At 65.4% G+C, this 26,044-nt stretch carries 23 protein-coding genes; 8 read left to right on the forward strand and 15 right to left on the reverse strand.

All coding sequences use genetic code 11. The features are described from left to right. Positions 1–63 precede the first annotated feature (63 nt). Together E3T55_RS17765 and E3T55_RS17770 are read left to right on the forward strand one after the other, a co-directional pair. The gene (locus E3T55_RS17765) at positions 64–579 is read left to right on the forward strand and encodes a hypothetical protein (protein WP_134520876.1); all 516 of its coding nucleotides are present in this window, start codon (positions 64–66) and stop codon (positions 577–579) included. A 66-nt stretch (positions 580–645) separates the two neighbouring features. Continuing rightward, positions 646–1,077: an SRPBCC family protein gene (locus tag E3T55_RS17770; protein WP_134520877.1), complete on the forward strand. Its 432-nt coding sequence runs from the start codon at positions 646–648 to the stop codon at positions 1,075–1,077. 67 nt (positions 1,078–1,144) lie between these two features. Here the strand turns inward: E3T55_RS17770 and E3T55_RS17775 are convergent, their stop codons facing one another. Together E3T55_RS17775 and E3T55_RS17780 are read right to left on the reverse strand one after the other, a co-directional pair. Next, complete coding sequence (locus E3T55_RS17775) at positions 1,145–2,383, reverse strand: flavin reductase (protein ID WP_241993133.1); 1,239 nt, start codon at positions 2,381–2,383, stop codon at positions 1,145–1,147. A gap of 127 nt (positions 2,384–2,510) precedes the next feature. Beyond that, on the reverse strand, positions 2,511–3,842 hold the full coding sequence (locus tag E3T55_RS17780; protein ID WP_134520878.1) for an MFS transporter: 1,332 nt from the start codon (positions 3,840–3,842) through the stop codon (positions 2,511–2,513). 281 nt (positions 3,843–4,123) lie between these two features. Here E3T55_RS17780 and E3T55_RS17785 point away from each other — a divergent pair, with 281 nt between their 5' ends. Together E3T55_RS17785 and E3T55_RS17790 are read left to right on the forward strand one after the other, a co-directional pair. Continuing rightward, positions 4,124–4,837: a riboflavin kinase gene (locus E3T55_RS17785; RefSeq protein WP_134520879.1), complete on the forward strand. Its 714-nt coding sequence runs from the start codon at positions 4,124–4,126 to the stop codon at positions 4,835–4,837. A gap of 73 nt (positions 4,838–4,910) precedes the next feature. Further along, positions 4,911–5,447, forward strand: a complete 537-nt coding sequence (locus E3T55_RS17790) for a MarR family winged helix-turn-helix transcriptional regulator (protein ID WP_241993134.1) — start codon at positions 4,911–4,913, stop codon at positions 5,445–5,447. 65 nt (positions 5,448–5,512) lie between these two features. Here E3T55_RS17790 and E3T55_RS17795 read toward each other — a convergent pair whose 3' ends face one another. The 8 genes from E3T55_RS17795 to E3T55_RS17830 all read right to left on the reverse strand — a co-directional run bounded on the left by E3T55_RS17795 (position 5,513) and on the right by E3T55_RS17830 (position 13,841). Next, on the reverse strand, positions 5,513–6,289 hold the full coding sequence (locus tag E3T55_RS17795) for an enoyl-CoA hydratase (RefSeq protein ID WP_134520880.1): 777 nt from the start codon (positions 6,287–6,289) through the stop codon (positions 5,513–5,515). After that, positions 6,286–7,248: a 3-hydroxyisobutyrate dehydrogenase gene (mmsB, locus tag E3T55_RS17800; RefSeq protein ID WP_198418603.1), complete on the reverse strand. Its 963-nt coding sequence runs from the start codon at positions 7,246–7,248 to the stop codon at positions 6,286–6,288. The genes E3T55_RS17795 and mmsB overlap by 4 nt, the downstream gene beginning before the upstream one ends. A 17-nt stretch (positions 7,249–7,265) precedes the next feature. Beyond that, positions 7,266–8,372 carry an enoyl-CoA hydratase/isomerase family protein gene (locus tag E3T55_RS17805; RefSeq protein ID WP_134520882.1) on the reverse strand — a complete coding sequence of 369 codons (1,107 nt, stop codon included), beginning with the start codon at positions 8,370–8,372 and terminating at the stop codon, positions 7,266–7,268. Further along, positions 8,369–9,511 (reverse strand): acyl-CoA dehydrogenase family protein, encoded by a 1,143-nt coding sequence (locus tag E3T55_RS17810; protein WP_134520883.1) that lies wholly within the window; start codon positions 9,509–9,511, stop codon positions 8,369–8,371. Before E3T55_RS17810 ends, E3T55_RS17805 begins: the two co-directional genes overlap by 4 nt. Before the next feature lies 1 nt (position 9,512). Next, complete coding sequence (locus E3T55_RS17815) at positions 9,513–11,012, reverse strand: CoA-acylating methylmalonate-semialdehyde dehydrogenase (protein WP_134520920.1); 1,500 nt, start codon at positions 11,010–11,012, stop codon at positions 9,513–9,515. Between the two features lie 141 nt (positions 11,013–11,153). After that, entirely contained in the window at positions 11,154–12,059 is a 906-nt protein-coding gene (locus tag E3T55_RS17820) for a cytochrome b/b6 domain-containing protein (protein WP_134520884.1), read from the reverse strand. Positions 12,060–12,068: 9 nt separating this feature from the next. Further along, the gene (locus tag E3T55_RS17825; RefSeq protein WP_134520885.1) at positions 12,069–13,043 is read right to left on the reverse strand and encodes an electron transfer flavoprotein subunit alpha/FixB family protein; all 975 of its coding nucleotides are present in this window, start codon (positions 13,041–13,043) and stop codon (positions 12,069–12,071) included. Between the two features lie 15 nt (positions 13,044–13,058). Next, positions 13,059–13,841, reverse strand: a complete 783-nt coding sequence (locus E3T55_RS17830) for an electron transfer flavoprotein subunit beta/FixA family protein (protein WP_134520886.1) — start codon at positions 13,839–13,841, stop codon at positions 13,059–13,061. Between the two features lie 143 nt (positions 13,842–13,984). Here E3T55_RS17830 and E3T55_RS17835 point away from each other — a divergent pair, with 143 nt between their 5' ends. Further along, positions 13,985–15,175: an acetyl-CoA C-acyltransferase gene (locus E3T55_RS17835; RefSeq protein ID WP_134520887.1), complete on the forward strand. Its 1,191-nt coding sequence runs from the start codon at positions 13,985–13,987 to the stop codon at positions 15,173–15,175. A 62-nt stretch (positions 15,176–15,237) separates the two neighbouring features. On the opposite strand, the gene E3T55_RS17840 is transcribed toward E3T55_RS17835, so the two are convergent. The 4 genes from E3T55_RS17840 to E3T55_RS17855 all read right to left on the reverse strand — a co-directional run bounded on the left by E3T55_RS17840 (position 15,238) and on the right by E3T55_RS17855 (position 19,554). Beyond that, entirely contained in the window at positions 15,238–16,359 is a 1,122-nt protein-coding gene (locus E3T55_RS17840; RefSeq protein WP_198418604.1) for an LLM class flavin-dependent oxidoreductase, read from the reverse strand. An 85-nt stretch (positions 16,360–16,444) separates the two neighbouring features. Further along, positions 16,445–16,876: a nuclear transport factor 2 family protein gene (locus E3T55_RS17845; protein WP_134520889.1), complete on the reverse strand. Its 432-nt coding sequence runs from the start codon at positions 16,874–16,876 to the stop codon at positions 16,445–16,447. Positions 16,877–17,064: 188 nt separating this feature from the next. After that, positions 17,065–18,837, reverse strand: a complete 1,773-nt coding sequence (locus E3T55_RS17850) for a class I adenylate-forming enzyme family protein (RefSeq protein WP_198418605.1) — start codon at positions 18,835–18,837, stop codon at positions 17,065–17,067. Positions 18,838–18,900: 63 nt separating this feature from the next. Further along, the gene (locus E3T55_RS17855; protein ID WP_134520890.1) at positions 18,901–19,554 is read right to left on the reverse strand and encodes a carboxymuconolactone decarboxylase family protein; all 654 of its coding nucleotides are present in this window, start codon (positions 19,552–19,554) and stop codon (positions 18,901–18,903) included. 166 nt (positions 19,555–19,720) lie between these two features. On the opposite strand from E3T55_RS17855, the gene E3T55_RS17860 reads away from it, so the two are divergent. The 3 genes from E3T55_RS17860 to E3T55_RS17870 are packed head-to-tail and all read left to right on the forward strand — an operon-like array spanning position 19,721 to position 25,354. After that, positions 19,721–20,569, forward strand: coding sequence for an enoyl-CoA hydratase/isomerase family protein (locus E3T55_RS17860; protein WP_134520891.1), 849 nt, complete (start codon positions 19,721–19,723; stop codon positions 20,567–20,569). A 7-nt stretch (positions 20,570–20,576) separates the two neighbouring features. Beyond that, positions 20,577–22,136 (forward strand): class I adenylate-forming enzyme family protein, encoded by a 1,560-nt coding sequence (locus E3T55_RS17865; RefSeq protein ID WP_134520892.1) that lies wholly within the window; start codon positions 20,577–20,579, stop codon positions 22,134–22,136. After that, positions 22,133–25,354, forward strand: a complete 3,222-nt coding sequence (locus E3T55_RS17870) for an acetyl-CoA carboxylase family protein (RefSeq protein WP_134520893.1) — start codon at positions 22,133–22,135, stop codon at positions 25,352–25,354. The genes E3T55_RS17865 and E3T55_RS17870 overlap by 4 nt, the downstream gene beginning before the upstream one ends. A gap of 96 nt (positions 25,355–25,450) precedes the next feature. Here E3T55_RS17870 and E3T55_RS17875 read toward each other — a convergent pair whose 3' ends face one another. Beyond that, positions 25,451–25,975 carry a nuclear transport factor 2 family protein gene (locus tag E3T55_RS17875; protein WP_134520894.1) on the reverse strand — a complete coding sequence of 175 codons (525 nt, stop codon included), beginning with the start codon at positions 25,973–25,975 and terminating at the stop codon, positions 25,451–25,453. Positions 25,976–26,044: the final 69 nt, after the last annotated feature.

Consider the following 26,044-nt stretch of genomic DNA (forward strand, 5'->3'; position numbering starts at 1 on the left):
GGCGGCGAGCGGATTTCGTCACCTGCCGGGGCGGCGCGCTCGCGCATGCTGTTGACTGGAGAGATGACCACGGCGCCGCGAATTCTTTCGATCAGAGACACAACCGAGTGGCGGGCGGAGACCCTGCCGACGATCGACGTCACGCTGCGGACCTGCATCCATAACAGCGACTGGTTGCAGGGCGCGCCGACCGCGTTCGACACGGAGCACAACGAAACGGCCCGCCTCTACGCCACCAACAGCGGCATCTCGCCGACGATCCTGGGCCCCTTCTCCCCCGATCTGCCGGCACACTCGATTCCCCATGGCTACACCGTCTTGGAACTCTTCGAGAAGCGTGCGGTCATCACCAATGGAAAGCTCGTGCGCATCTGGCGCCAGAGATTTGACGCCGAGCAGGGCATGCGCGACGGTGGCGGCATTCACGCCATTACCGAGGGCACGATATTCGGCCATCTGAGCGTGCGGCTCGACAACTCGATCGGCCATGCGGTGCGCCAGGCCGAGGTGCTCTCGGCGCGCATGAACGGCGCCCCCGTCATCGTCGCGCGGCTGCTGAGCAGAGTTGACTGGCACTGACTGGCGCTGACTCGCGCTGACAGGCGCCCCCAGCGCCGCTACGATCGGTTCTAAAAGGAGAACCCCATGGCCGGATTCACACTGACGGAGTGGATTCCCCGCGCTCCGCACGAGGTGTTCGACTTCATCACCACTCCCGGCAATGCGCCCACGGTGATGGAATCCGTGCAGAGCATGGTGCAGACAACGGATGGGCCCATCGGCGTGGGCACTCGCTTCCGCGAGACCCGGCTCATGAGGGGCAAGCAAGAACACGCCGATCTCGAGGTCGTGGACTTCGAAGCGAACGCGCTGTACGCGGTGAAGAACGTGACCGAGGGATTCGTCACCGTGTATCGGTACTCGTTTCGCCCCGAAGCGGATGGTACGCGGGTCGACCTGGTCTGCGAGGTCACGACGAGCGGCGCGAAGCGGCTGATGCTGCCGCTCGTGGTCGCCGCCGTGAAGAAGGAAGACGGCGACCACCTGGTGAAGCTCAAGCAGGCGCTGCAGACCTGAAGCCTGCGCTGGCCGATGTCCCGGGCGCCGTGGGTGCCGGTTCCATGCCGCCGGCGCAGGCAGCAGGTCAGGCAGGGACTGCCGTTCTGGACACGGCCGCAGCGGCAGGCGTTGGCTCGTGCACGGGGGCGGTGCCGCCGATCGTCGCCGTCACCCGTTCCGCTGCCAGTATCAAGCGGCTGACGTACCGGTTCACGTCGTGGCCGCTCAGCAGGCGCGGAAGCTGGTAGAGACTGAGCAGCAACACAACGTCGCCCGACTCATCGAAGACCGGCACACTGATGACACGCACGTGGTATTGCTGGTCGCCGTCGAGCTCTGCGGGCTCGTACCCGTCCAGAACAAGCTCTCCGGCGGCGGCAGTCAATTCGTCCGATTGTTCCCGGGTCGCATTGCGCAGCGGCAGGGCCGAGACGGCACGCTCGAACCGCATCTGCTGGTCGCTGCGCAACACCAGGGACCAGCCCCGGGACCGCACCCTGTCCAGGGCGTTTCGCACCAGGGCACGATCAACGCCGGGTCCGGCCGATGCCACCCAGGATTCGATGGTCGCGTCATCCTTCCACGCGATCAGCGGCAGGGCGAGAGGCGGGGCGAACGGCATCCGCTGGCCAAGGCGAATGTGCGGAGCCGTACCGAGGCTGTTCGCGACGCTGCTTCCGATCAACACGAGCTGATCACCGATCACGATCGAAGCGCAGACCTCGGCGTTGAGCTCGCCGGCTGCGGCGCCCATTTCGGTGCGCGCCTGGTCAACGATGCGCAGCGGATGGAACAGGTCGGCCTCGGCCGGAGCGGTCAACGACGTCGACGCGAACCGGCCATATCCGCCCTGAAAGAAGATCAGGGGCGAGTGCAGAACGTGCACGTCGAGTGCCAGCACCTTGCCGATGACAATGTCGTGGTCACCGGCATCGATCACCGAGTCGATCTCGCACTCGATCCAGCCAATGCTGTCCGCAATGCGGGGCGTTCGGGCGGGAGACATCGTCCAGTCGATCGCCGTGAATTTCTCGTCCTGCTTACGAGCCAGCTGCCGACAGACGCCCTCCTGCGCGGCGCTGAGAATATTGACACAAAAGCGACCCGATTCCCGGATTCGCGGGAAGGTCGAGGAGCGCTTGTCGGGCAGAAAGGCGACCAGGGGCGGGTCCAGCGACACCGATGTGAAGGAGCCCACGGTCATGCCGATGGGATTCCCGTCGCTGTTCAGCGACGTCACCGCCACCACACCGGTCGGAAAGTGGCCCAGCACCGTTCTGAAATGCCGCGCGTCCATGGGCTGGTCCGTTGTTGCAGATGTCACCGTGATCACCTCTTCGTGTTCATCGAGCTGGCGATATCGCCACACTCGCCAGCGTAGAATCTCCCGCTCGATCTGTCAACGTTGTCGTTGAAAGTCATCGACTCGCGCGACACCGAGAACATGGCCGTCAGTCTTCCAGCGGCTTGAGGTGCTCGTGCTGATGTTGGCTCCTCTTCAGCGCGATGAGTCCAACCAGGCTGATCGCGGCGACGAAGATCGTGTAAAAGGATGCCGCGAGCGGGTTCTGGGTGACCAGCAGGATGTAGGTGATGATGTACGGCGCCGAGCCGCCGAAGATGGCCACCGACACGGCGTAGACCACAGCAACACCCGTTGCGCGATCACGGGTCGGAAAGCGCTCCGACAGGAATGCCGGCATGGGGCCGCCAATAATGCCGATGAGCAGACCGGCAACGAACAGACTGAACAGCCCGCCGACGAACCCGAGCCCGATCAGCAGATACAGGGGATACGAGAGCACGAGCGTGGCCACGGTACCAAAGAGCAGCACCGGGGCACGACCGACCCTGTCCGACAGAGCGCCGAAGATGGGCATGGAGCAGGCACCCACCAGTCCCGTCACCAGGGACAAGCCATAGGCCTCCACGAACGACATCCCATAACCCGAGGAGAGAAATGTGGGCATGCCCACCTGGAAGGTATTCCCCAGGGCGTTGTAGACCACGAGCACGGCAACGGTGATCATGAGATACGACGGGGTGTAGCGGATGCGAGACGGTGCCAGCGCCGTCGTGTCGCCGGCCGCACGCCGGGCCAGAACCTCTTTGAAGTGCGGGGTCTCGTCGACCTTGAGCCGGATGATCAAGGCAGAAATTCCCATCGGCGCGGCCAGTAGAAAGCCGATGCGCCAGCCCCAGTCGGCCAGATCCTCCGCGGACAGCGTGACGGCCAGCAGAGTCGCCACACCGCCACCGAGAACGTATCCGAGCGACGTACCAAAGAAGCTCCAGGACCCGTACAGCCCACGCTTGCCCTCTGGCGCATTCTCGATCATGAGCGAGACGGCGCCACCCATTTCACCGCCGCCCGACAGGCCCTGGGCGATTCGACAGAGCACGAGAATGACCGTCGCCCACATGCCGATTTCCGACACTGTCGGAAGCAGGCCGATGGCCGTGGTGGCAATGGACATGATGAGGATGATGGCAACCAGAACCGGCCGGCGGCCGCGCGAGTCGGTCAGCCGTCCGAAGATGACGGCCCCGATCGGGCGCAGGAAGAATGCCAGCGCGAAGACCATGAAGGTGAAGAGGATGCTTGCCGTGGGATCGGCGCTGGGAAAGAAGAGTGGCGCGATGATGGGAGCCATGAAGCCGTAGATCGCGTACTCGTACCATTCAATGACGTTGCCGAGAGATCCGGCAATCAGCGCCCTGCGGGAGGCCTTGAGGTCAATGACCCGTACTGTCGGCGACAGCACTGCAGATTCTTGTGCCATGGAGCACTCTCTCTCGATCGGGAGACGGAAGCGTGGCCATGGAGGCGACGTCTCTGTCGGGTGGCTGTCAGCGGGCCGAATGCCTCACCTTGGCTCTAGGGTCGCACGAAGAGCAGATGCCGTCAACGCTTGTGTAGAAATTGCAAAACCCCGGGTCCGAGCAGTGTGCGACCGATGTCAACGTTATAGTTGACGACTCGAGTCATCGAACCTAGACTTCACTGCACCATGACTCGTGGGCAACAGGCACGAGCACACACAGTCTTCGGAGGGCGCACTCAATGACGATTTCTTCCTCGATAATTCAACTCCCCGACACGGGCTCTGGTGGGCCCGCCCAGCCGCTGACCGTCGAAGGCCGGGTCGTTCACGGCGATGAGCGTGGGCGCACCCTGGGCTTTCCCACTGCCAACCTGGCGCTTGATCGGCTGGGCATCGCAGACGGCGTCTGGGCCGGAGTCGCGAGCTGGACCACGGCAGATGGCGTGCCGCACAGCCGCGCCGCCGCCATTTCGGTTGGTCGCAGACCAACCTATTACGGCGGCACGGGCATCCGCCTGCTTGAGGCCTTCCTGCTGGACTTCACCGGGGACCTGTATGACAAGCAACTGGTCGTTTCGCTGCAGCAGCGCATCCGCCCGCAACGGCGGTTCGCGAATTCGGACGAACTGGTGCAGCAGCTGCAGGGCGATGTCGCTGCTACCCGCGCCTGGGCAGCGCAGAACCATCGCCACCCCGGCGACGTGCGCCGCGGACGTTTCGGGCCGGTGAACCGCAAGAAGCCCAGTCCCGCCGACTACGCGCACATGCAGGAACGTCGACGGGTGAACCGAGAGAACCGGGTTCGCGATGCGGTCGCCGTTCTGGCGCCGAACGAGGTGACGCACGACCGGATCGCTGAGCTGTCCGGCATCCCCCTGAATTACCTGCGGTGGGCCTACTCTGACTCGCTGGCCCTGCTCGCGGTCGGTTGCGACGCGGGGGCGCCGAGCTGATCTGACCGATGCCCAGCCGTGGGGCCAATAGCGAGCGTGTATCTTTGAAGAACTCAATCAAAGGACGCCTCCTGTGCCAAGTTCGACCCCGCTCACGATCGATCCGATTGCGGAGGCCCGGCGGCAGTGGGCGGAGCACGGGTGGGCAGAAGCCGCTGACGGCATGGCGGCGCTGACCTCGATCATGCGCGTTCAGCAGCTCATGCTCGCGCGCGTCGAGGCTACGCTGAAGGCCTACCGGCTCTCGTTCGCGCGGTACGAAATGTTGGCGCTGCTGAGCTTCACCCGAGACGGAGCGCTGCCGATGGCCAGCGCGAGTGCGCGCCTTCAGGTCCATCCCACGAGTGTCACCAACACGGTCGACCGGCTGGAACGCGACGGCCTCGTGAAGCGCACGGCGCATCCGACGGATGGCCGGGCCACCCTGATCGTGCTGCAAGACGCCGGGCGCGACCTGGTGGCCGAAACGACCACCCGTCTGAACGGTGAGGTCTTCACCGAGCTGGGTCTCGAGCAGGACGACATCACACAGCTCATCCGCATCCTCGCCCGCTTTCGTCGCAGCGCCGGCGATTTCATGGACCCGCCGGTGCAACCCGAACCGCTGTAAGCCCCCCGCGCGACGGCGCGACGCCGCCCGGGCACCCTGAGGGGCCGGGCGACACCGCTCGGTGCTCAGCTGTGACTGAAAACAGGCTCCCGCTTCTGCATGAACGCAGCCATGCCCTCGGCCTGATCGTGCAGGCCGAAGGTGGCCTGGATGGCCCGCCGCTCGAAGCGCAGCCCCTCGGCCAGCGTCGACTCGAAGGCAACGTTGACAGATTCCTTTGCGGCGTACAACACGGGTAGCGACTTGCCGGCGATCAGGCTCGCGGTGGTGATGGCGTCGTCGAGCAGCTCGGCCGCGGGCACAATGCGGGCGACCAGTCCGGCGTGCTCGGCCTCCTCGGCGCTCATGATGCGCCCGGTCAGAATCAACTCCATGGCCTTGGCCTTACCGATGGCTCGGGTGAGGCGCTGCGTTCCGCCCATGCCGGGAATGACCCCCAGGTTGATCTCGGGCTGACCGAATTTCGCCGTGTCGCTCGCCAGAATGAAATCGCACATCATGGCGAGTTCGCATCCGCCGCCGAGGGCATACCCCGATACCGCCGCGATCGTGGGCGTGCGCACCGACGTGAAACCGTCCCAGCCGGCAAACATGTTGCCGACGTAGGCGTCTTGATAGCTCTTGCTCGACATTTCGGTGATGTCGGCACCCGCAGCGAACGCGCGTTCAGAACCCGTGAGCACGATGGCCCCGATGTCAGTGTCGATATCGAATGCCCTGGCCGCCTGCACCACCTCACGCATGAGCGCCTCGTTGAGCGCGTTGAGCGCCTTCGGGCGGTTGAGCGTGATGATGCCGACGCGTCCGCGTCGCTCAACCAGGATGTTGTCGTACTCGGTCATGATGCGTCCTCTGTGTCGCTGCTCGGTGTGGTCTCGCTGCTCGGTATGGTCTCGCTGTGCAGGCGAATGTCGTTGATGATCGCCGAAAAGTCCTGTCCGGCACCGTTCTCATCGGCGAAACGGCGGTAGATCCGGGCCGCGCTCGGGCCGAGTTCGGCCGCGACACCGGTCGATTCGAGCGCGTCCAGGGCCAGCCCGAGGTCTTTGGCCATCAGCGCCCCGGCAAACCCGGGCTGGTAGTCACGGTTGGCCGGGCTGGCCGGCACCGGGCCGGGAACGGGGCAGTTGGTGGTCAGCGCCCAGCACTGACCGGATGCCGTCGACGCGACGTCGAAGAGGGCCTGGTGGGTCAGGCCCAGCTTCTCCCCGAGTACGAAGGCCTCACTGACGGCGATCATCGAGACACCCAGGATCATGTTGTTGCAGATCTTGGCGGCCTGGCCGGCACTCGGCGCCCCACAGTGCACGATGCGGGCACCCATTGCGGCGAGAACGGGCTCGGCGAGGGCGAAGTCCGCCTCCAGCGCGCCCACCATGAACGCGAGGGTACCGGCGGTCGCACCGACGACACCGCCCGAGACCGGAGCATCGATGTTTCGATGACCGGCTTCGACAGCCAGATCGTGGGCGACCTTGGCGTCGTCGACCGCGATCGTCGACGAGTCGATGAACAGGGTGCCCGGCTTGGCGATCGCCAGAAAGCCGGGGTTCTCTGCGCTGCCCCGGTAGGCGTCGATCACATGGCGCCCGGCCGGGAACATGGTAATGACAATGTCGGCGCCGGTCACGGCCTCTGCCGCGGTCCCGGCCACGGTCAGCCCGCTCGCCCGTGCTGCGTCGACGGCGGCCGAGCTGAGGTCAAATCCCGTCACGGTGTAACCCGCCGTGACGAGGTTGAGTGCCATCGGCGAGCCCATGTGCCCGAGGCCGAGAAATGCAATGGAGGTGTTCATCGTCATCCTTTTCTTCGGCGCCGTCAGAAGGCTGACGGGCCCGGTATGTGAGCAGAAAACGTGAGGCGCGGCTCGCCCTGTTGCAGCGGCGCAAAATAGCCAGCGATCGTGGCAGGCATCACACCGTCAAGCGTCGGTGGTGACCACCGCGGTTGGCGGTCCTTGTCGACCACCTGCGCGCGCACTCCCTCAGAGAAATCGTGCGAACGATGGGCCCGCACCGAGACTCGAAACTCCTGCTCGAGCGCGGCTTCCAGGCTCGGCAGGTGCGCGGCACTGCGCAGCGCGGCGAGCGTGACCGCCAACGCCGTTGGCGACTTTGCGCCCATCGCCTCCGCTGCGGCCCGCGCCTCGTCGGTAGCGAGGGTGTTCAATCGGTCAATGATGGCCGCAACGCTGTCGGCCTCGAAAGCGTGATCGATCCATGGCCGCTGAGCCGTGAGCCGCGAGGCGGGTGCGGCCTGGGCGAGCGCTGCGATCGCGGGGGCCGCATCCGTCGTCGCCAGGAGGGCAACCAGCTGCTCAATCCGATCGGACGTGATGAATGAATCGGCCAGACCGAGCGTGATCGCATCTGCCGCCCGCACAAAACCCGCCGTGAGCGCGAGAAACGTGCCCAGCTCGCCCGGCGCATGGGAGAGCAGCCAGGTTCCACCGACGTCCGGCACGAAACCGATTCCGGTCTCGGGCATTCCGAGCGACGAACGCTCGGTCACGACCCGATGCGAACCGTGCGCCGACAGCCCGATGCCGCCGCCGAGCACGAGTCCGTCCATGATCGCCACAAAGGGCTTCGCATAACGTGAGATGTTGGCGTTGAGGCGGTACTCGTCCTGAAAGAAGGCGGCAGCGGCCGAGCCGTCACCGGTGGTGGCGTCACGGTAGAGCGAGAGGATGTCCCCGCCCGCGCAGAGACCCCGGTCGCCGCTTCCGGTCAGCAGCACGGTACGTATCTGGGGGTCGTCGGCCCAGTCGTCGAGCATCGACTGGATCGCGGTCACCATGCCGTGGGTGAGCGCGTTGATCGCTCTGGGCCGGTTGAGGGTGATGTGGCCGACCTGCCCGGTGCGGGCGAAGAGCACCTCCGGCCCGAGGTACACCTCGGGCTCCGCCGGCGCCAGCGCGGTCATGCCGCGTCGTCCACGAGGGCACGGCCAACGATGAGACGCATGATCTCGTTTGACCCCTCGAGAATCTGATGCACCCGCAGATCGCGCACGACCTTTTCAATGCCGTAGTCAGCCAGATACCCGTAGCCGCCGTGCAGCTGCAGCGCGGCGTTGGCCGCGGTGAAACTGACATCCGTGGCAAAGCGTTTGGCCATTGCACACAGCGAGACCACGTCGGGGGCGTTCGTGTCGAGGGCCCAGGCGGCGCGCCTCAGCAGCCCCCGCGCGGCCTGCAGCTCGGTCTCCATATCGGCGAGCGTGAACAACAGCGACTGCTGCTCCACGAGCAGTTTGCCGAAGGCCTTGCGCTCTTTGAGATACCGCACGGCCTGATCGAGGGCCCACTGGGCGCCGCCGAGGGAACACGCTCCCATATTGACGCGGCCACCGTTGAGGCCCTTCATCGCGATGTGAAAGCCGGTTCCCTCCTCACCGAGCAGGTTGGCGACCGGAACGCGCACATTGTCGAAGACCACCTGGCGCGTGGGCTGTGCGTTCCAGCCCATCTTCTTCTCATTCGGGCCAAACGAGAGCCCCGGAGTGCCGTCGGGCACGACGATGGCGCTGATGCCCTTCGGGCCTGGCCCACCGGTGCGTGTCATCACGATGTAAACGCTCGAGGAGCCGGCACCCGAAATGAACTGCTTCACCCCGTTGATGACATACTCGTCGCCGTCGCGCACAGCGGATGTCGTCAGCGCGGACGCGTCCGATCCGGCCTCCGGCTCGGTGAGGCAGTAACTGCCGAGCTGCTCCATCGAGGCGAGGGCGGGAACCCACTGCTGGCGCTGCTCCTCGTTGCCATAGGTGTCGATCATCCAGACCACCATGTTGTGGATCGAGATGTACGCCGCAATCGTCGTGTCACCCTTGGCGATCTCTTCGAAGATGAGCACGGCGTCGCTGCGGGTCAGGCCGGCACCGCCGACATCTTCCTGCGCGTAAATGCCGCCGAGACCGAGTTCGCCGGCCTCGCGCAAGACGTCTACCGGAAAGTGCTTGGTCTGGTCCCATTCGATCGCGTGGGGGGCCAGCGCGGAGCTGGCGAAATCCCGTACGGCGCCGACGAGTGCCTCTTGGTCCTCAGTAAGGTCGTACATGTCAGTGCATCTGGGGCATGACGAAGCTCGCGCCCTCTTTGGTTCCGGAGGGCCAGCGCGACGTGACCGTCTTGGTTTTCGTGTAGAACTTGAAGGAATCGGTACCGAACTGGTTCAGGTCGCCAAAGCCGGACTTCTTCCACCCCCCGAAGCTGTGGTAGGCGATGGGCACCGGAATCGGAACGTTCACTCCGACCATGCCGGTGTTGACGCGGGCCGTGAAGTCGCGGGCGGTGTCGCCATCGCGCGTGAAGATGGACACTCCGTTGCCGTACATGTGTTCCGACGGCAGGCGCAGGGCGGCCTCATAGTCATCGGCACGGGTGACGATCAGCACCGGGCCGAAGATCTCTTCAAGATAAATCCTCATCGACGGGGTGACGTGGTCGAAGAGTGTCGGGCCCAGATAGAAGCCGTTCTCAAAGCCGTCGACGACGAAGCCGCGCCCGTCAGCGAGCAGCTCGGCGCCTTCATCGATGCCGATCTGAATGTACTCGGAGACCTTCGCGACGGCGGCCTCCGACACGAGGGGGCCGTAGTCGGAGTTCGGGTCAAGGGCCGGGCCGACGGTGAGGCTGCTGACCCGCTCGACGAGTTTGGCCACGAGCGCGTCGGCCGTGGCCGCACCCACGGGCACCGCGACGGAAATCGCCATGCAGCGCTCCCCCGCCGAACCATAGCCGGCACCGATGAGGGCATCGGCGACCTGATCCAGATCGGCGTCCGGCATGATGATCATGTGGTTCTTGGCACCGCCGAAGCACTGGGCGCGCTTGCCCTGGGCCGCGGCCGTCTCGTAGATGTACTGCGCAATCGGCGTTGAGCCCACGAACCCGATCGCCTTGACCCGATCGTCATGCAGCAGCGTGTCGACGGCTTCCTTGTCGCCGTTGACGACATTGAACACCCCCGCGGGCAGTCCGGCCTCGATGAACAGTTCACCGAGGGCCAGCGGAACGGATGGGTCACGCTCCGACGGCTTGAGGATGAACGCGTTCCCGGCCGCCAGGGCCGGTCCGGCCTTCCACAGCGGAATCATCGCGGGAAAGTTGAAGGGCGTGATGCCGGCGACGACGCCGAGGGGCTGGCGCATCGAGTAGACGTCGATTCCGGTTCCCGCGCCGGTGGTGTAGTCGCCCTTCAGCAGGTGCGGAGCGCCCACGGCAAATTCGACGACCTCGACTCCGCGCTGAATATCACCCTTGGCGTCCTCGAAGGTCTTGCCGTGTTCGGAGGAGAGCAGCCGGGCAAGTGAGTCCATGTCGCGCTCAACGAGTGCGAGAAAGCGCAGCAGCACACGGGCGCGGCGCTGAGGGTTCCAGGCCGCCCACTCGACCTGTGCGATTTCCGCGTTGGCGATGACGGCTTCGACTTCGGCCCGGGAGGCCAGCGGCACTCGTGCCTGCACGGCTCCCGTGCTCGGGTCGAAGACATCGCTGAAGCGACCGGAGGTGCCCTCGATGTGCTTTCCGCCGACGAAGTGGGTCAATTCTCGAACCAGCGTCAATTCCTGAACCATCGAATCTCCTGCTTTCCGGTCACCGCCATGGTGACTCGCTCACGAACAATGTACTAGGAAGTGCACGTATTTACTAGGTAGGGCAAGTAAAACACATCTGCCAAGGAGTCGGCGACGCCGGATTCACCGCGTGACGGATCCCGACAGGGCCGCGATCGAGCGCAGAAAGAGCGGCCGGGCCGCGAACCAGGCAGCCGCCATGACGACGACCGAGGCGCCGAAGATCCAGAATCCGACCCAGCTCTCGCTGTCGCTTCCCCCATACATGTGGTTCAGGTTGCGCAACAGGCCGGTGCTGAACACCAGCGTCACGTGCACGATGATGAAGAAGACGAAGTAGAGCATCACGGGAAAGTGGATGGCCCTGGCCAGCTGCAGCGGATAGGCCCGGTTGAACGCGGCCGCATTTTTGGGCCAGGCCCCGGACATCCGCAGCCCGGTAATGACGGCCAGGGGCGCCGCAAGGAACACCGTGACGAAGTAGGCCAGAAGCTGCAGGCTGTTGTAGTTGATCCAGCCGTTTTCGGTGGGCCAGTTCAGCGAGGCATACTGCAGGCCGGCGGACAGCGCATTGGGAAACACGTCCCAACTCTGCGGCACGAGGCGCAGCCACTGGCCGGTCGCGAAGATCAGCACGTAGAAGACGAGCCCGTTGAGCACCCAGAGCGCGTCGAGGCTGAGGTGAAACCAGAGGGTCAGGCTGATCTTGGCCGGAGGGTTCCGGGTTCGGATCAGGCCCGTGTTGTTGCGCGTCCAGTTCGCCGTTGGCCGGGTGGTCGTGCGCACCTGCCAGCCGCTGCGAATGATCAGCAGCAGAAAGAACGAGCTCAGAAAGTGCTGCCAGGCGAGCCAGGCCGGAAACCCGACGGGAGCCCCGGCCGGCACCGCTGACTCACCGGGGTACTCGGCCAGAAACGACTGGACCCCGGGCAGGGTACGCAGCCCCTGCGCAACCAGAACGACGGCCGCCAGCCCGACCAGGGCCGCCGGAACGATCCAGACCAGCCTGAACCACTTGCTCGTGCGCATGGGCGTGGCCTACTTCTTGCCGCGGGACTCGATGGCCGCGATGAGCTGCGGCACCACGGTGAAGACATCCCCGACGATGCCGAAGTCGGCGATGTCGAAAATGGGGGCGTCCGCGTCTTTGTTGATGGCCACGATCGTCTTGGCGGTTTGCATTCCGGCGCGGTGCTGGATGGCGCCCGAGATACCCAGTGCCACATAGAGCTGCGGCGAGACGGTAACACCGGTCTGACCGACCTGGCACGTCTGCCCGACGAAACCGGCGTCGACAGCCGCCCGCGAGGCCCCGACGGCGGCGCCGAGCGCATCCGCCAGCTGGTCGACGAGTGCGAACTTCTCCGGCGAGCCGAGCCCTCGGCCCCCGGACACGACCCGGGTCGCGCCGCGCAGCCCCGGCCGGGTCGACGTGACGACGAGGTCAATGACCTCGTCGATCACGGCCGAGTTACGCGCGTCGCTCGTCAGCGACACGGTCGTGACGACGGGCACCGCGGCATCCGCCGGACCTTCGATCGCACCCTCGCGAACGGTCACGATCAGCGGCCTGCCCTGCACGGTGGATTCGACCGTGTACGCGCCGCCGAAAACCGAGTGAGTGGCGACGATGGTCAGGCCCTCTGAGCGCAGGTTGACCGCGTCGATCACGAGTCCGGCACCAATTCGCACCCCCAGACGGGCGGCAACGTCACGACCTTCGACCGAATTCACCGTCAGAATCGCTCCGGGCGCCAGGGTCGACACCGCCGCGGCCAGGGCGTCGACCTGCGGCGTGACCAGCAGCGTGCCCGCCTGGTCACTCTCGGCCAACACCACCTGGGCGGCTCCGAGGTTACCGAGTCGTTCGACGAGTGCGCTCCCTGCCCCCGGCCGAGTGACGACCACGGCAACCGGAGAGCCGATCCGGGCTGCGGCAGCGAGCAGCGATGAGGTCGAGTCCCTCAGGTCGCCGTTACTGGAAACTTCGATGAGCGCAAGAATGTTCGACATGGACGAGTCCTTTTCCTAGATCAGGTGGCCAGCGACGAGAAAATCCGCGAGCTTGACGCCGGCATTTCCCTCATCAACGATTTTTGTGCCCGCAGTGCGGGCCGGACGCTTGGTCGCCTGCAGCACGACAGAACGCCCCACTCCGGCGAAGGCGACGGCCGGGTCGATGCCGAGGTCGCCGAGCGATGCGACCCGGAAGGGCTTCTTCTTGGCCGACATGATGCCCCGGAAGTTGGGGAAGCGGGCCTCCGGCAGGTTCTCGGTGATCGAGATGACCGCCGGCAGCGACGCATGTACGCGCAGAGTCCCCTGCCCGGTCGTGCGCTCCCCGGCCACCTGGTCAGCGGAGATGTCGACGGACTCCAGAAATGTCATGTGCGCAAGGCCCAGGCGTTCGGCCACCATGGCGGGCACGACCCCGCCACCGCCATCCGTCGACTCGTTGCCCGCAATGACCAGGTCGAATCCGGTGCTCGTGAGCGCGGCCGCGATCGCGGCCGCGGTCCAGCCGACATCGGCACCCTCGAGCGCGGCATCCAGAACGTGAACGGCCGAGTCGGCACCCATGGCCAACCCCTTGCGCAGACCCACCGTGACCGCTTTCGACCCCATCGACAGCACGACCACTTCGGTGCCCTTGTGGGAGTCTTTGTAGCTCAGCGCCACTTCGAGCGCACGCTCGTCGATCTCATCAATGACGGCGTCGCTGCCCGCACGATCGATCCAGCCGGTCGCTGGGTCCAGGGTTCGCTCGCCATAGGTATCCGGCACCTGCTTCACGAGAACAACGATCTTCACTTTTTCACTCCTTATATATAGGCGAGCCAGGCAACGAGTACGGCTACCTCAGTAATATACTAGGAAGGTCTAGCATTTACTAGGACTTAGTTATATATTTTTGAGAGAATCCACTCACGACACCCATCCCCTTTGGAGCAAGAATGAAGACTTCTGTCATCGTCGCCGGCGCCCGCACGCCGATTGGAAAACTGCTCGGCTCGCTCGCCTCGCTCACCGCCGCGGAACTCGGCGGCGTGGCCGTGCGATCAGCGCTCGAGCGAGCGGGAATCGAGGGCACCGAGATCGACGCGGTTATCATGGGCAACGTCGTGCAGGCCGGGGTCGGCGCCAACCCGGCCCGTCTGGCCGCGATCGCTGGCGGCATCCCGCTGTCGGTGCCCGCGACGACCGTGAATAAACTCTGCCTCTCTGGGCTCACCGCTCTCGCACAGGCCGACCAGGCCATTCGTGCCGGCTACAGCACCATCGTGGTCGCCGGCGGATTCGAGTCGATGACCAACGCTCCCTACCTGCTTCGCGGTGCGCGCAAGGGTTTCAAGCACGGCCCCACCGCGCTTGAAGACGCTCTCGACCGGGACGCGCTGACCTGTGGCATAGAACAGCAGAGCATGGGGGCATCCACTGAACAGCACCAGGCCCCCCTGAACATCAGCCGCGCCGAACAGGATCAATTCTCCGCGTCGTCCCACCAGAAGGCTGCCGCAGCGATCGCGGCGGGTCGTTTCGCTGGTGAGATCACACCCGTGACCGTGACGACGCGCGCGGGCGACACCATTATCGACACCGATGAAGGAGTGCGGGCGGGTGCCACGGCCGAGAAGCTCAGCGGCCTGCGCCCGGCGTTCGCCGCTGACGGTACGATCACGGCCGGATCGTCGGCCCAGCTCTCCGACGGCGGCGCCGCCCTCGTCGTGATGGATAAGGACGAAGCAATCCGTCGCGGGCTCGACTGGCTGGCCGAGATCGTCAGCTACGGCACGGTCGCCGGCCCCGATGCGTCGCTGCTGCTGCAGCCCGCCGGTGCGATTCGGGATGCACTGCGTCGCTCGGGTTCGCTCGCGATCACCGACCTGGATGTCGTGGAAATCAACGAGGCCTTTGCCGGCGTCGCGCTCGCATCGACTCGGCAGCTGGGGCTCGACGTCGACCGGGTCAATCCCAACGGAGGATCGATCGCCCTGGGCCATCCCGTCGGGATGAGTGGCGCCCGCCTGGTGCTGACCCTGGCTCTCGAACTGAAGCGTCGCGGTGGCGGCATCGGAGCCGCCGCCCTCTGCGGGGGCGGCGGCCAGGGAGACGCGCTCATCATTCGCGTTCCCCGCAACGACTGACGTAAACCAGAAAAGTACACCGCCCTCGCGGGCGGTGTACTTTTTTTGGCGAACGGGCGAGTCTAGGCGGCAGCGCCGACCTTCTCGGGAAGCTTGATGCGCGGTGCCACTTCCTTGGACAGAAGCTCCAGCGAGTGGAACCACGGAGCGGGGTCGTCGTAGTAGTCGTGGGATTCGACCTGCAGCGTTCCCCAGCCGCCACTCTTCTCGAAGAGAGTGCTGATCTTGTCCACAACCGTGTCGGGCGAGCCGACCACGAAGACGTTGTCAACGATCCACTCGAGGTTGACGTCGCCTCGCTCGGCGCCGGCGTCCTTGATGAAACCGTCCATCATGCCGAAGCGGAACCAGATCGGGATCAGGTAGTGCTCAAAGCAATATCCAATGGGGCCTTCCATGACCTCGCGCTTGGCTTCCCTGTCGGTGTCGCCCACGAAGACGGTCTGCGACACGTGGTAGCGCGCCCGGTCGGGCACGTGCCCGTTGGCGAGCGCCGCGGTCGAGTAGGTCTCCCAGTGTGTCTTGAGCGCGTCCAGCCCGGAGAAGATGGAGATCGGGCGGAATCCCCGCTCTCCGGCGAATTTCATCGACGGAGACTTCGGGCTGAATCCGGTGACGGCGATCTCCGGGGCGACTCCGCCCCAGGGGCTGAAGTCCGCGAGCAGGTGCTGCTCATCGTTTGGATCGTCTGAGACCGTCTGTTCCGGGTAGCCGGCATTCCAGAATTTGCCCTCGAAGAAGAACGGATCCCGCTTCCAGATTTTCTCCATGATCTCGAGCGACTCACGAACCATCGTGTTGGTGAATTCGGTGTCCGCCCCATTCTTGATTCCGTGAATGAGGGAGGACTGAGGATAGGCTCCCGCGCCGATTCCCAGGAAGTAGCGGCCCTGCAGGATCTGCGACAGCCAGCCAATTTGAATGGCCAGCTTGGCCGGGTGCTGATGCGGGAGGATGTGTGCCATCGGAGCGAATTTGATGTGTTCGGTCTGCAGCGCCGCCGCAGCGATGATGAGTTCCGGGTTGGGGATGTTCTCCCACTGCTGCGAGGCGTGCTCGGAGATCATCATCGACGTCAGGCCTGCCTTGTCAGCGGCGATCGCGCTCTGCACTCCCCACTCGAACGTCTCTCGAGCCGTGTGCTCCGGCCGCATGTACGGGTGAAAGATCAAACCAGTTTCCATTGCCATTTTTCTGCCCTCTTCGTTGAAGTAGTTCGGTGAAAATCGGTGTTCGGTGAAAATCCTGTACCTGCGCGCAGCGGGCTTGCTACGCGAAGAAGATGTCGTAGGCGTGCTTGGTGTCCATGTATTCCTTGACCCGAAGAATCTTGCCTTCGGACATCTCGAACAGAAAGTGGTAGCTGTTCTGGTAGACGCGGCCGTTGTTCAGTTCGGCGAAAGACTCCGCTTCAACGGCAACCTTGTCTCCCTGGGCGATCGCGGAGGTCGGAGTCATCGCCAGCGCCCCGAGGGTATACACCGAGGTGACGCCGGCGAGGAGTTCGCCGAAGGCCGCTTTCGTGTAGGTTCCGGACATTCCCTCGATGCCGCCCGACACCCAGTACGTGGCGTCGGGATGCAGCAGTTCCAGAATGTCCGCCACGTTACCCGTAGAGAAAACCGCGGCGAATTGATTGGCCAACGCCACGTTCTGCTCCGGCGTTGTCGTGGTTTCCGGCGTTGTCGTGGTTATGGTCATGTCGCGCTCCTTTGCGTGCCTCGGGGGAGAACGTCATCGTTCCGGGGACCCCCGCTCCTGCTCCTGAGGCACCGGCGGGGAGTGTTACCGCCGCCGCGCCTCGGTGTTTAGACCCTGTCACACGCACGTTGACTCTGTCAACGTCAACGTTGAAAAGTTGAGTCTCGGTGCTGAACCGGCGACACCGATTACGCGTCGTGCAGCGCCATTTCGCCCAATTCCCGCCGCAGGGCCACCTTGTTGATCTTCGTCGCCGACATGGGCCACTCGGAAGCGGTCTTGAAGAAGATCGCACGCGGCACCTTGAAGCTGGCGATCCTCCCGCGACAGAAATCGATCAGGTCGTTCTCGGTGACCGCCGACCCGGCGGCAATCTCCACGAAGGCAACCGGAACCTCGTCCAGTCGCTCGTCCGGTCGACCGATGACCTCCGCCAGCATGACCGAGGGGTGCGTGCACAGGAACGCTTCGACCTCGATTGCCGGCACGTTCTCACCACCGACCTTGAGCATGTCTTTCAGCCGGCCCTCATAGGTGATGTGGCCATCCTCGTCCTGCACGTAGAGGTCGCCCGTATGCAGCCACCCGTCCGCGTCGATCGCCTCGGCGGTCTTGTCCGGATCGCGGTAGTACCCCTCCATCAGCAGGTACCCGCGCACCAGGATCTCTCCGATGGTTCCGCGAGGGGCGTCGATCCCGGTCTCGGGGTCGATGATGCGCACCTCGACGCCACTGACCGGTTTGCCCCCGGTCGTCGCGCGCATCTCCGCGGAGTCGTCGAGAGGGGACATCGCGTAGTACCCCGAGAGCTCCGACATGCCGGAGCCATTGATGTGGGTCGCCTGCGGCACCATCGCCTGGACGTCGCGAAGAAAACTCGGAGGCCCGATCAGGCTGATCGAGGTGACGGTCGCGAGATCGTCCGGACTGAATCCCGGAGCGGTCGTCAAGCCGTTCATGATCGCCTGAAACCACGGCCAGAGCGAGGTCACGCGGTATTGACGAATCTGCTCGAGAGCGCGCGGGCCGTCGAAATAGGTGTCCGACACGAAGGTGCCGCCGAGCCCGATCGACCCGAGCATGACCTGCATCGCGGCAATGTGAAAGAGCGGCCCCGGGCACCAGTAGACGTTGTGGTCGACCAGCGGCACGTTTTGGCGCATCCGCCCCAGGCTGCCGCGACTGATCCCCTCATGTGAGATCAGGCATCCCTTCGGGTGCGCGGTCGTGCCCGATGTGTAGAGGAGCATCGCCACGTCCCTGAGGCGAACGGTCGAGCGAATGGCCTCGATGAGTTCGGCCGGGGTGCCGGCCGCTGCCGCGAAAAAGCGATCCTGACCGACGAATCCCGGGCTCTCTGCGCCGCGCAGCATCACGATGTGGGTGAGATTCTGCGCCTCCGACAGATCGAGCGGCGCACCGACGACAGCATCCGCCAGTGAGGGCAGGCTCTCGGACAGGATGGCCCGGAAGTCACAGCGCTCGGAATTGCGGTCGGTAACGAGCACCACTCGCAGGCGGGCATGGTCGATCACGTAGGCGAGCTCGGAGCTGCGGTAGCGCGCATTGAGCGGCACCACGACACAGCCCAGCAGGGTGATCGCAAAATAGCCTTCGAGAAACTCGGGCGAATTCGGCATCAGCAGTCCGACATGGTCCCCCCGCCGCACGCCCAGCGCGTGCAGCCCGCGGGCCGTCAGGACCGCTCCCGAGAGCAATTGCGCGTAGGTGAGTTCGTGATCCGGAAAAGCCAGCGCCACCCGATCGGGATGCCGCGCCGCGCCGCGAACCAGAAGATCGCCGAGCGGGACAGCCTCGCTGAAAACGGTCATCGCTTCGACCTTGCTTCGAGTGCAGTACGCATCATTGCGTTCCCTCTTCCGTCTGGAGTTGCCGCGTCGTGGAGTTGCCGCGTCGTGGAGTTGTCGCGACTCTACTGGTGAACCGTCGACGTCATCCAAAGTACGTGGACGTCCTATCATTTGTCAACATCACCGTTGAATGACTTTCACGTTCACTCACCGTCAGAGTACGCCGTGGGGCGCCGGCCCGACGGCGGCGATGCGCAGGGTGTGCTCGAGCGCCGCTCGGCCCGCGCCGAGCCTGATCGCGTTGCGCAGGTGCAGGCGCATTCCGGGAAGGTAGCGATGGCTCGGGTTGGCATCGACCGCCACCGAAATGAGTTCCTTCGTGAGGTTCGAGAGATGGCGCGATCGCCACGGCACCGCGCAAAACAGGAAGAAGGCTTCGAACGCCTCGGGCGACATGCGGTTCAGCGCCGCGAGAAAGCCGGGGATTTCTTCCTGCATAGTGGCCCAGCGGCCACCCTCCCCGACGTACGTGTCCCAGAGCCTCTGGCGCTCGTCATCCCAGGGCGGCGCACCGGGCTCGGTCACCAGGGAGTCCAGGATGCGGGTCGCTTCGAAAAAGCTGTGCACCCCGGTGCCGGACACCAACGTGATGACCTCCTGCACCTGGGCGAACGTCGAACCACCGGCGAGAGCGCGCTCAATATAGCGGCGCGAACCGTCGACGTCGAGCGACATCGCCGAAGCGCGGATTGCCAGCCCGATCAGCGTCTCGGTCATCGCATCGAGCGGAGGGCCGGCCGGGAGGCCGACCATGAGGGCAGCCGCCTGCCGATCGATTTCGGCCTGACCGACGCTCGACTGAGCCATGGTTCTCCTCTGGCGGTTCTTCTGGCGGGCCACATCGGCCGCATGCTCCACTCTGCACCGAAGCGCGCCGCGCGTCAACGATTAAGTTGACTGTGACGGGGGAAACTCCTAGGCTCGCGGAATACAGGCTTCTCTCTCGATGCGGAATTCCAAAGGCGGAACATCCATGACGACCATTTCCGAAGGCACCACCGCGGTCGAATTCGACCATATCCGCATCGAAGATGACGGACCGGTGACGTGGATCGTACTGAACCGACCCGACCGTGCCAACGCACTGTCGGGCGACATGTTGGAGGAGTTCAGCCGCGCGCTCGACTACCTAAAGACTCACGGCGGGCCGATCCTCGCGATCCGCGGCGAGGGCAAGGGCTTCTGTTCCGGCTACGACATCGGCCAGGTCGGCGTTCCACGCCGGGCCGACCCGGTTGCCGACCGTACCCGGCTGCAGCGTAACCTCGACCGCTTTCTGGCGATCTGGGACCATCCGAAGCCAGTCATCGCCGCCGTGCACGGCTACTGCATCGCCGGCGGCACCCAGCTGTGCGTCTTCGCCGACATTACGATCGTCACCGAGAATGCCAAGATCGGCGAACCGACCATCCCGATTGGCGGTGGGTACATCGCCCCTCTGTGGGCTCCCCTGGTCGGCCCCAAGCGCGCGAAGGAACTCGCCTTCGTGCCCGGCAACAGCATTGACGGTCGCACGGCCGTCGAATGGGGCTGGGCCAATCACGCCGTGGCCGACGACGGCCTTCTCGACGCCGTTCGGAGCCTCGCCGCACGTATGGCGCTCACACCGCCCGACGTGCTCACGATGAAAAAACTCTCGATCAACCGGGCGATGGAGGCCATGGGAGTGCGCACGGCGGCGGCGGCGGTAGCGGATGCCGACGCCCTGCTCCACCTCTCACCCGACGTTCTCGCCATCCGCCAGCGCATCGTGGATGAGGGGCTGAAGCCCGTCATGGCGTCGTTTCGGGTGCCACCGACGACCGACCTGTCGCAGCCGTAGGCTCGTCGTGGCCCCCACCTTCGATACCGCTTCCCAGCAGACAATCTGGGCTCTTGCCCGGCACTGGGCCGATCACCGGTCGGGCGAGCACGTCATCGTCGATCTGCCGAACCCCGCCGAGGCAGACGGCCTTCGCGAGACAACCTGGGAACGTCTGGTCACCGACACCGCGGAACTTCGTCGTCGACTCGCGGCGATCGGAGTGACCGACCAGCGCACCGCCCTGTTGTCACTTCCGAACTCCCCGCTCAACGTCGCCCTGTGGCTCGCGATTCTCGCAAACGACGCAATCGTGCAGGCCATCGACGTCGAATCCGGCGTGCTGGTCTTCGAGCGCGCGATCGCGGCGACCAACCCGTCGGTTGTTTTCGCCTGCACCGCGAATGCCGCGCAGGCCAGAGCGGCCATCGCACGCACGGGTTCCACGGCGCGCCTGATCGTGCCGACCGATCTGGGACTCGTCGGGCACTACGGCTCCATCGACGGGCTCGCCCGACTCGGAGCCGAACCCGCCACCGGACCGTCGACATCCGTGGCCGCCGTGCTGCCCACATCCGGAACGTCGGGGCTGCCCAAATGGGTGCAGCTGACCCAGGCAAACATCGTGATGGCGGCGGAGCGCCTCGCGCGCAGCAGCGGATACCTCGCGACCGACCGCCACTATCTCTGCTCGCCGTTCTTCCACACGAATGCGCAACTCTATCTGTGCGCGCCCCCCTTCGTCACGGGCGGTTCGATCGCCATCGTGCCGCGCTTCAGCGCGAGCGGCTATTTCTCCGCCGCGCGCACCACGGGCGCGACCGTGAGCTCGATGGTCGCTCCCCCACTGCGCATGGCTCTGCACAAGGCCATCGCATCGGGCGAGTCCGATTCGGGCGGCCTGCGCCTCATCCAGTACGGAATGACCCTCTCGGCGGCCGATTGGGACGAGTGGGATGACCGCTTCGCCAGCATCGAGATGCGCCAGATCTACGGCCAGACCGAATCCGTCACCGGCGTGCTCGGCGGCTCTGCGTGGGATACCGACGATCGGGTGACAATCGGACGGCCCTTTCTCGGGGTGCCGGGCGTTCGACTGGTCGGCGACGACGGCGACGACGTGGCCGACGGCGAGCCCGGCGAGCTGTGGGTGCAGGGAAAGCCCGGCTCGACCCTGATGCTCGGCTATCTCGACGCCCCGGAGGCGACCGCCGAAACGCTCGTCGACGGCGAATGGCTGCGCACCGGCGACATCATGGTGCGGCAGTCCGACGGCCGCTTCCAGTTTCGAGGGCGACGGATGCACATCATCCGCCGCGGCGGCGAGAATCTCTCCACCTATGCGCTCGAGCTGGATCTGCAGGCGTGCCCGCTCGTGACCGACGTCGCGATCACGGCCAAGGAGGACGAGCGTCTCGACGCGCTCGTCGTCGCCCACGTGATCCCCGATACCGGCTACACCGAGCCCGGCTTCATCGAGTGGTGCCGCACCACTCTCGGCAAGCGTGCCGTGCCCGATGAAATTCGCCTGCGCACGTCGTTTCCGCGCACGGGAAGCGGTCGAGTGATCGCCAGGGACCTCGAGTGAGCGACAGCGCCGGAACGGTCTTGATTGCGAACCGCGGCGAGGTCGCCGTGCGAATCGCACGGGCGGCTCATGCCGGCGGCTTCCGCGTCGTGGCACTGTACACCGCCGATGAAGCGGATGCCCTGCACGTGCGCGAAGCCGATGCCTCGGTCTGCCTGGCCGGCACTGGAGCAGCCGCCTATTTGGATATCGAGCAGATCACCCGGGCGGCGACCCTGTCCGAAGCCGGATTCGTTCATCCGGGATGGGGCTTTCTCAGCGAGAGCGCCGCGTTCGCCCGATCCTGCGAGCGTGCCGGTCTGGTCTTCGTCGGGCCGACCCCGCAGACCCTCGACACGTTCGGGGACAAATCGGTAGCCCGGGAGCTCGCCATTGCCTGCGGTGTGCCCGTGCTCGAGGCCACAACCGGGCCGACTGATCTCGATTCTGCGACGCGTTTCATGACGGCGTCACGCGGAGCCGTGATCGTGAAGGCCGTCAGCGGCGGCGGTGGGAAGGGGGTTCGCATGGTTGAGCACGTCGACCTGCTGGCCACGGCGCTCGAGCGCGCCGCGTCGGAGGCCCTGCGCAGTTTCGGGCGCGCCGATGTCTACGTTGAGAACTATCTGCCGCGCTCCCGGCACATCGAGGTGCAGATCGTGGGTGACGGCACAGGGGCGGTCGTGCACCTCTGGACTCGTGATTGCAGCCTGCAGCGTCACCACCAAAAAGTGGTCGAGATTGCCCCGGCCCCGGCTCTGGACCCCACCACGGAGCAGCGGATGCTGGACGCCGCGCTGCGCATCGCCGGGAGTGTGCGCTATCGCGGGGTGGGCACCATCGAGTTTCTGCTCGACGTCGACAATCCGACCGAGTTCTACTTCATCGAGGGCAATCCACGGCTTCAGGTCGAACACGGAGTCACCGAGCAGGTGACCGGCGTCGATATCGTTCGCCTGCAGCTCGATCTCTGCCGTGGAGCGACGCTCGCCTCGCTCGGAATCAGCCAGGCCTCGATCGGGGCTGCCACCGGCATCTGCATCGAGGCCCGGCTCACGCTCGACACGGCTGAACCCGTCACGATTAGTCGTTTCGTGCCCCCGACGGGCGAGGGAATCCGCACCGATACCGGGGCATTCGTCGGGCTCACCGCCAGCACCGACTTCGACCCGCTCCTGGCCAAGGTCCTCGTGCATCGACCAGGCACCGACCTGACCGATGCTGTCGATGCTCTGGTGGGCGCGCTGATGCGTTTCGATATCGCAGGGCCGACCACCAATCTGGCTGCCCTGCTCGACCTGCTCGCGCAACCAGATGTGCGGCGCGGCGCACTGACGACCACGCTGGCGGACGATCTGGCGAGAACCGCAACAACGGCAACGCCCGCCGACGGCGGTCACATCTGCAGCCCGATCGCGGGGTCGGTCATCTCGGTCACCGTGCGCTCCGGCGACGTGGTCAGCCGCGGCCAAGTGCTCGTGGTGGTCGAGGCGATGAAGATGGAGCATGAGGTGATCGCTGCCGTCTCTGGCACGATCGGCGCAGTGGAGATCTCAGTCGGTGATCAAGTCGCGGTCGGTCAGGCGCTGGCCACCCTCCATGCGGCCAACCGCAATCCCGTTTGTCTCGGTCCGGGCCCCCGGCCACCGAGCGGCGTCGAGCACGCCCGCGAAACCGGCCCGGTCGCATCCGTGCGCGAGGACACGGAGCAAAACCTGCGCCGACATGACCTCGTACTCGACGAGGCCCGCCCCGACGCCATCGCCAAGCGACACGCTCGGGGCAAGCGCACGGCACGGGAGAACGTGGCCGACCTGTGCGACAACGGAAGCTTCGTCGAATACGGAGCACTCGTGATCGCCGCCCAGCGGCGACGACGATCCGTCGACGACCTGGAACGCAACACCCCGGCCGATGGGCTGGTCGCCGGGTTCGGCACGCTCGACGCGCACGGGCGCGGGGCCGCCGCGGCTCAGATCGCGGTGCTCGCCTACGACTACACCGTTCTGGCCGGCACTCAGGGCCTGCAAAATCACAAGAAGGCCGAGCGAATCTTCGAACTCGCGCGACGGCGATCGACTCCCGTCGTCGTCTTCGCCGAGGGCGGCGGCGGCCGGCCGGGAGACACCGACAATTCCGCCAAGGCCACCGGCATGGATCTCGGCACGTATGTCGCGCTCGGCCGTCTCAACGCACGGGTCCCGACGGTCGCGATCGCTTCGGGGCGCTGCTTCGCAGGAAATGCGGCAATCGTCGGCTCCTGCGACCTCGCGATCGCCACGGAAGACGCCAACATCGGCATGGGCGGCCCCGCAATGATCGCGGGCGGCGGTCTCGGTACGTTCGATGCGGACGACATCGGCCCCGCCCCGATGCTCGCCGACACGGGCGCCATCGACGTGCTCGTGGCGAATGAAGCCGCCGCGGTCTCGGTCGCGAAGAAGTACCTGGCCTTCTTCGCCGGCACCGCGCCGGAGTGGTCGGCCACCGACCAACAGGAACTCCGCCACCTCGTGCCGCAGAAGCGAACGCGCACCTTCGACATTCGGCGGGTGATCGAGGTACTCGCCGACACCGGGTCCGTGCTCGAGCTGAGAGAACGCTTCGGCCGCGGCATGATCACGAGCCTCGCAAGAATCGAAGGACTGCCCGTCGGCCTCGTCGCAAACAACGGCCAGCAGCTGGGCGGCGCGATCGACAGCGACGGCGCCGACAAACTGGCACGCTTTCTGCACCTGTGCGACACCTATGGCATTGCCGTCGTCTCGCTCTGCGACACGCCGGGGTTCATGGTCGGCCCGGCCTCGGAGGAAACGGGCGCTCTGCGGCACTTCGGGCGCATTTTCGTGACCGGCCCGAACCTGTCCGTGCCGCTGTGCACGGTCGTTATCCGCAAGGCCTACGGCCTGGGCGGGCAGGCCATGGCGGGCGGCAGCTTTCGGGTTCCGGAAGCAATTGTCGCCTGGCCAACGGGAGCCTTCGGGGCGATGGGGCCGGAGGGCGCGGTACGCCTGGGTTTCACACGTGAACTCGACGCAATCGTCGACCCCATCGCCCGTCAGACGGAATTCGACCGGCTCGTCGCTGAGTACGAGCGGGACGGCCGAGCCTACAACGCCGCATCCGTCTTCGAACTCGACGACGTGATCGACCCGGCGGACACTCGTCGGGTCATCCTCGCGACGGTCAACCAGCCCAAGCGCGCGAAGCGGCCGAGGCGGCATCTGGATGCCTGGTAGAAACCGGGCCTTCGCGCGGACACCGGAGACACACGGGGGCAGGAACCGCCTCGCGACGGCTCCTGCCCCGGCCCGGCCTCGTCAGGCAGCCACCGTCTAGTGCGTGGGCGGGTAGTCGGACGCAGCGGGGACCCCACCGGGCCAGCGCACGGGCGTCTCGCTCGTCAGGGAGGTCTCAATGTCTGCCCAGTCACCGACGTGCACGGTTCGCATGTTGCGTGTGGCGAAGACCCAGCGATCGTTCTCGCGCACGTACTCGTCTTCATATCTGACGGCGCCGAACACGCTGGTACCGCCCATGGCGATTTCGAGGTGCGCACCCACCAGGCCGGTCGCATGGTCCTCGTCCTGGAAGTCAATCAGAACGTAGTTCGGGGTATGAATCGTCGTGCCGAAGGCGGTTCTGGCACCCTTGATCATGTTCGCGATTCCGGCCCCGCCGGCGGCGCCCTCAAAACCGCCCGCGGCGAACGATGAGGTTTCGGCGAAGCTCGCGGCGATGGCGTCGTAATCGTCGAAATCGGACGCGAGAAAGTACCGGACCACCAGATCGTGAATCTCGCCCCGATCTTCCAGCCGCCGAATGCGGGATTCCAAGGTTGTCGATTGCAGGGTGGTCATGGCGAGATTCCTTTCGGTCGGTTCCTCGCAAGTTCGGCAGGTCGGCTCGCAGAGGGCCGACAGTTCCTG

The organism is Cryobacterium frigoriphilum, assembly GCF_004403305.1.
Lineage (GTDB): Bacteria > Actinomycetota > Actinomycetes > Actinomycetales > Microbacteriaceae > Cryobacterium > Cryobacterium frigoriphilum.

Bases quoted from the DNA above. Each gene is read 5' to 3' on its own strand.
- E3T55_RS17765 (WP_134520876.1), top strand. From the start codon at position 64: ATGACCACGGCGCCGCGAATTCTTTCGATCAGAGACACAACCGAGTGG.
- E3T55_RS17770 (WP_134520877.1), top strand. From the start codon at position 646: ATGGCCGGATTCACACTGACGGAGTGGATTCCCCGCGCTCCGCACGAG.
- E3T55_RS17780 (WP_134520878.1), bottom strand. From the start codon at position 3,842: ATGGCACAAGAATCTGCAGTGCTGTCGCCGACAGTACGGGTCATTGAC.
- E3T55_RS17785 (WP_134520879.1), top strand. From the start codon at position 4,124: ATGACGATTTCTTCCTCGATAATTCAACTCCCCGACACGGGCTCTGGT.
- E3T55_RS17795 (WP_134520880.1), bottom strand. From the start codon at position 6,289: ATGACCGAGTACGACAACATCCTGGTTGAGCGACGCGGACGCGTCGGC.
- mmsB (WP_198418603.1), bottom strand. From the start codon at position 7,248: ATGACGATGAACACCTCCATTGCATTTCTCGGCCTCGGGCACATGGGC.
- E3T55_RS17805 (WP_134520882.1), bottom strand. From the start codon at position 8,372: ATGACCGCGCTGGCGCCGGCGGAGCCCGAGGTGTACCTCGGGCCGGAG.
- E3T55_RS17810 (WP_134520883.1), bottom strand. From the start codon at position 9,511: ATGTACGACCTTACTGAGGACCAAGAGGCACTCGTCGGCGCCGTACGG.
- E3T55_RS17820 (WP_134520884.1), bottom strand. From the start codon at position 12,059: ATGCGCACGAGCAAGTGGTTCAGGCTGGTCTGGATCGTTCCGGCGGCC.
- E3T55_RS17825 (WP_134520885.1), bottom strand. From the start codon at position 13,043: ATGTCGAACATTCTTGCGCTCATCGAAGTTTCCAGTAACGGCGACCTG.
- E3T55_RS17835 (WP_134520887.1), top strand. From the start codon at position 13,985: ATGAAGACTTCTGTCATCGTCGCCGGCGCCCGCACGCCGATTGGAAAA.
- E3T55_RS17840 (WP_198418604.1), bottom strand. From the start codon at position 16,359: ATGGAAACTGGTTTGATCTTTCACCCGTACATGCGGCCGGAGCACACG.
- E3T55_RS17845 (WP_134520889.1), bottom strand. From the start codon at position 16,876: ATGACCATAACCACGACAACGCCGGAAACCACGACAACGCCGGAGCAG.
- E3T55_RS17855 (WP_134520890.1), bottom strand. From the start codon at position 19,554: ATGGCTCAGTCGAGCGTCGGTCAGGCCGAAATCGATCGGCAGGCGGCT.
- E3T55_RS17860 (WP_134520891.1), top strand. From the start codon at position 19,721: ATGACGACCATTTCCGAAGGCACCACCGCGGTCGAATTCGACCATATC.
- E3T55_RS17875 (WP_134520894.1), bottom strand. From the start codon at position 25,975: ATGACCACCCTGCAATCGACAACCTTGGAATCCCGCATTCGGCGGCTG.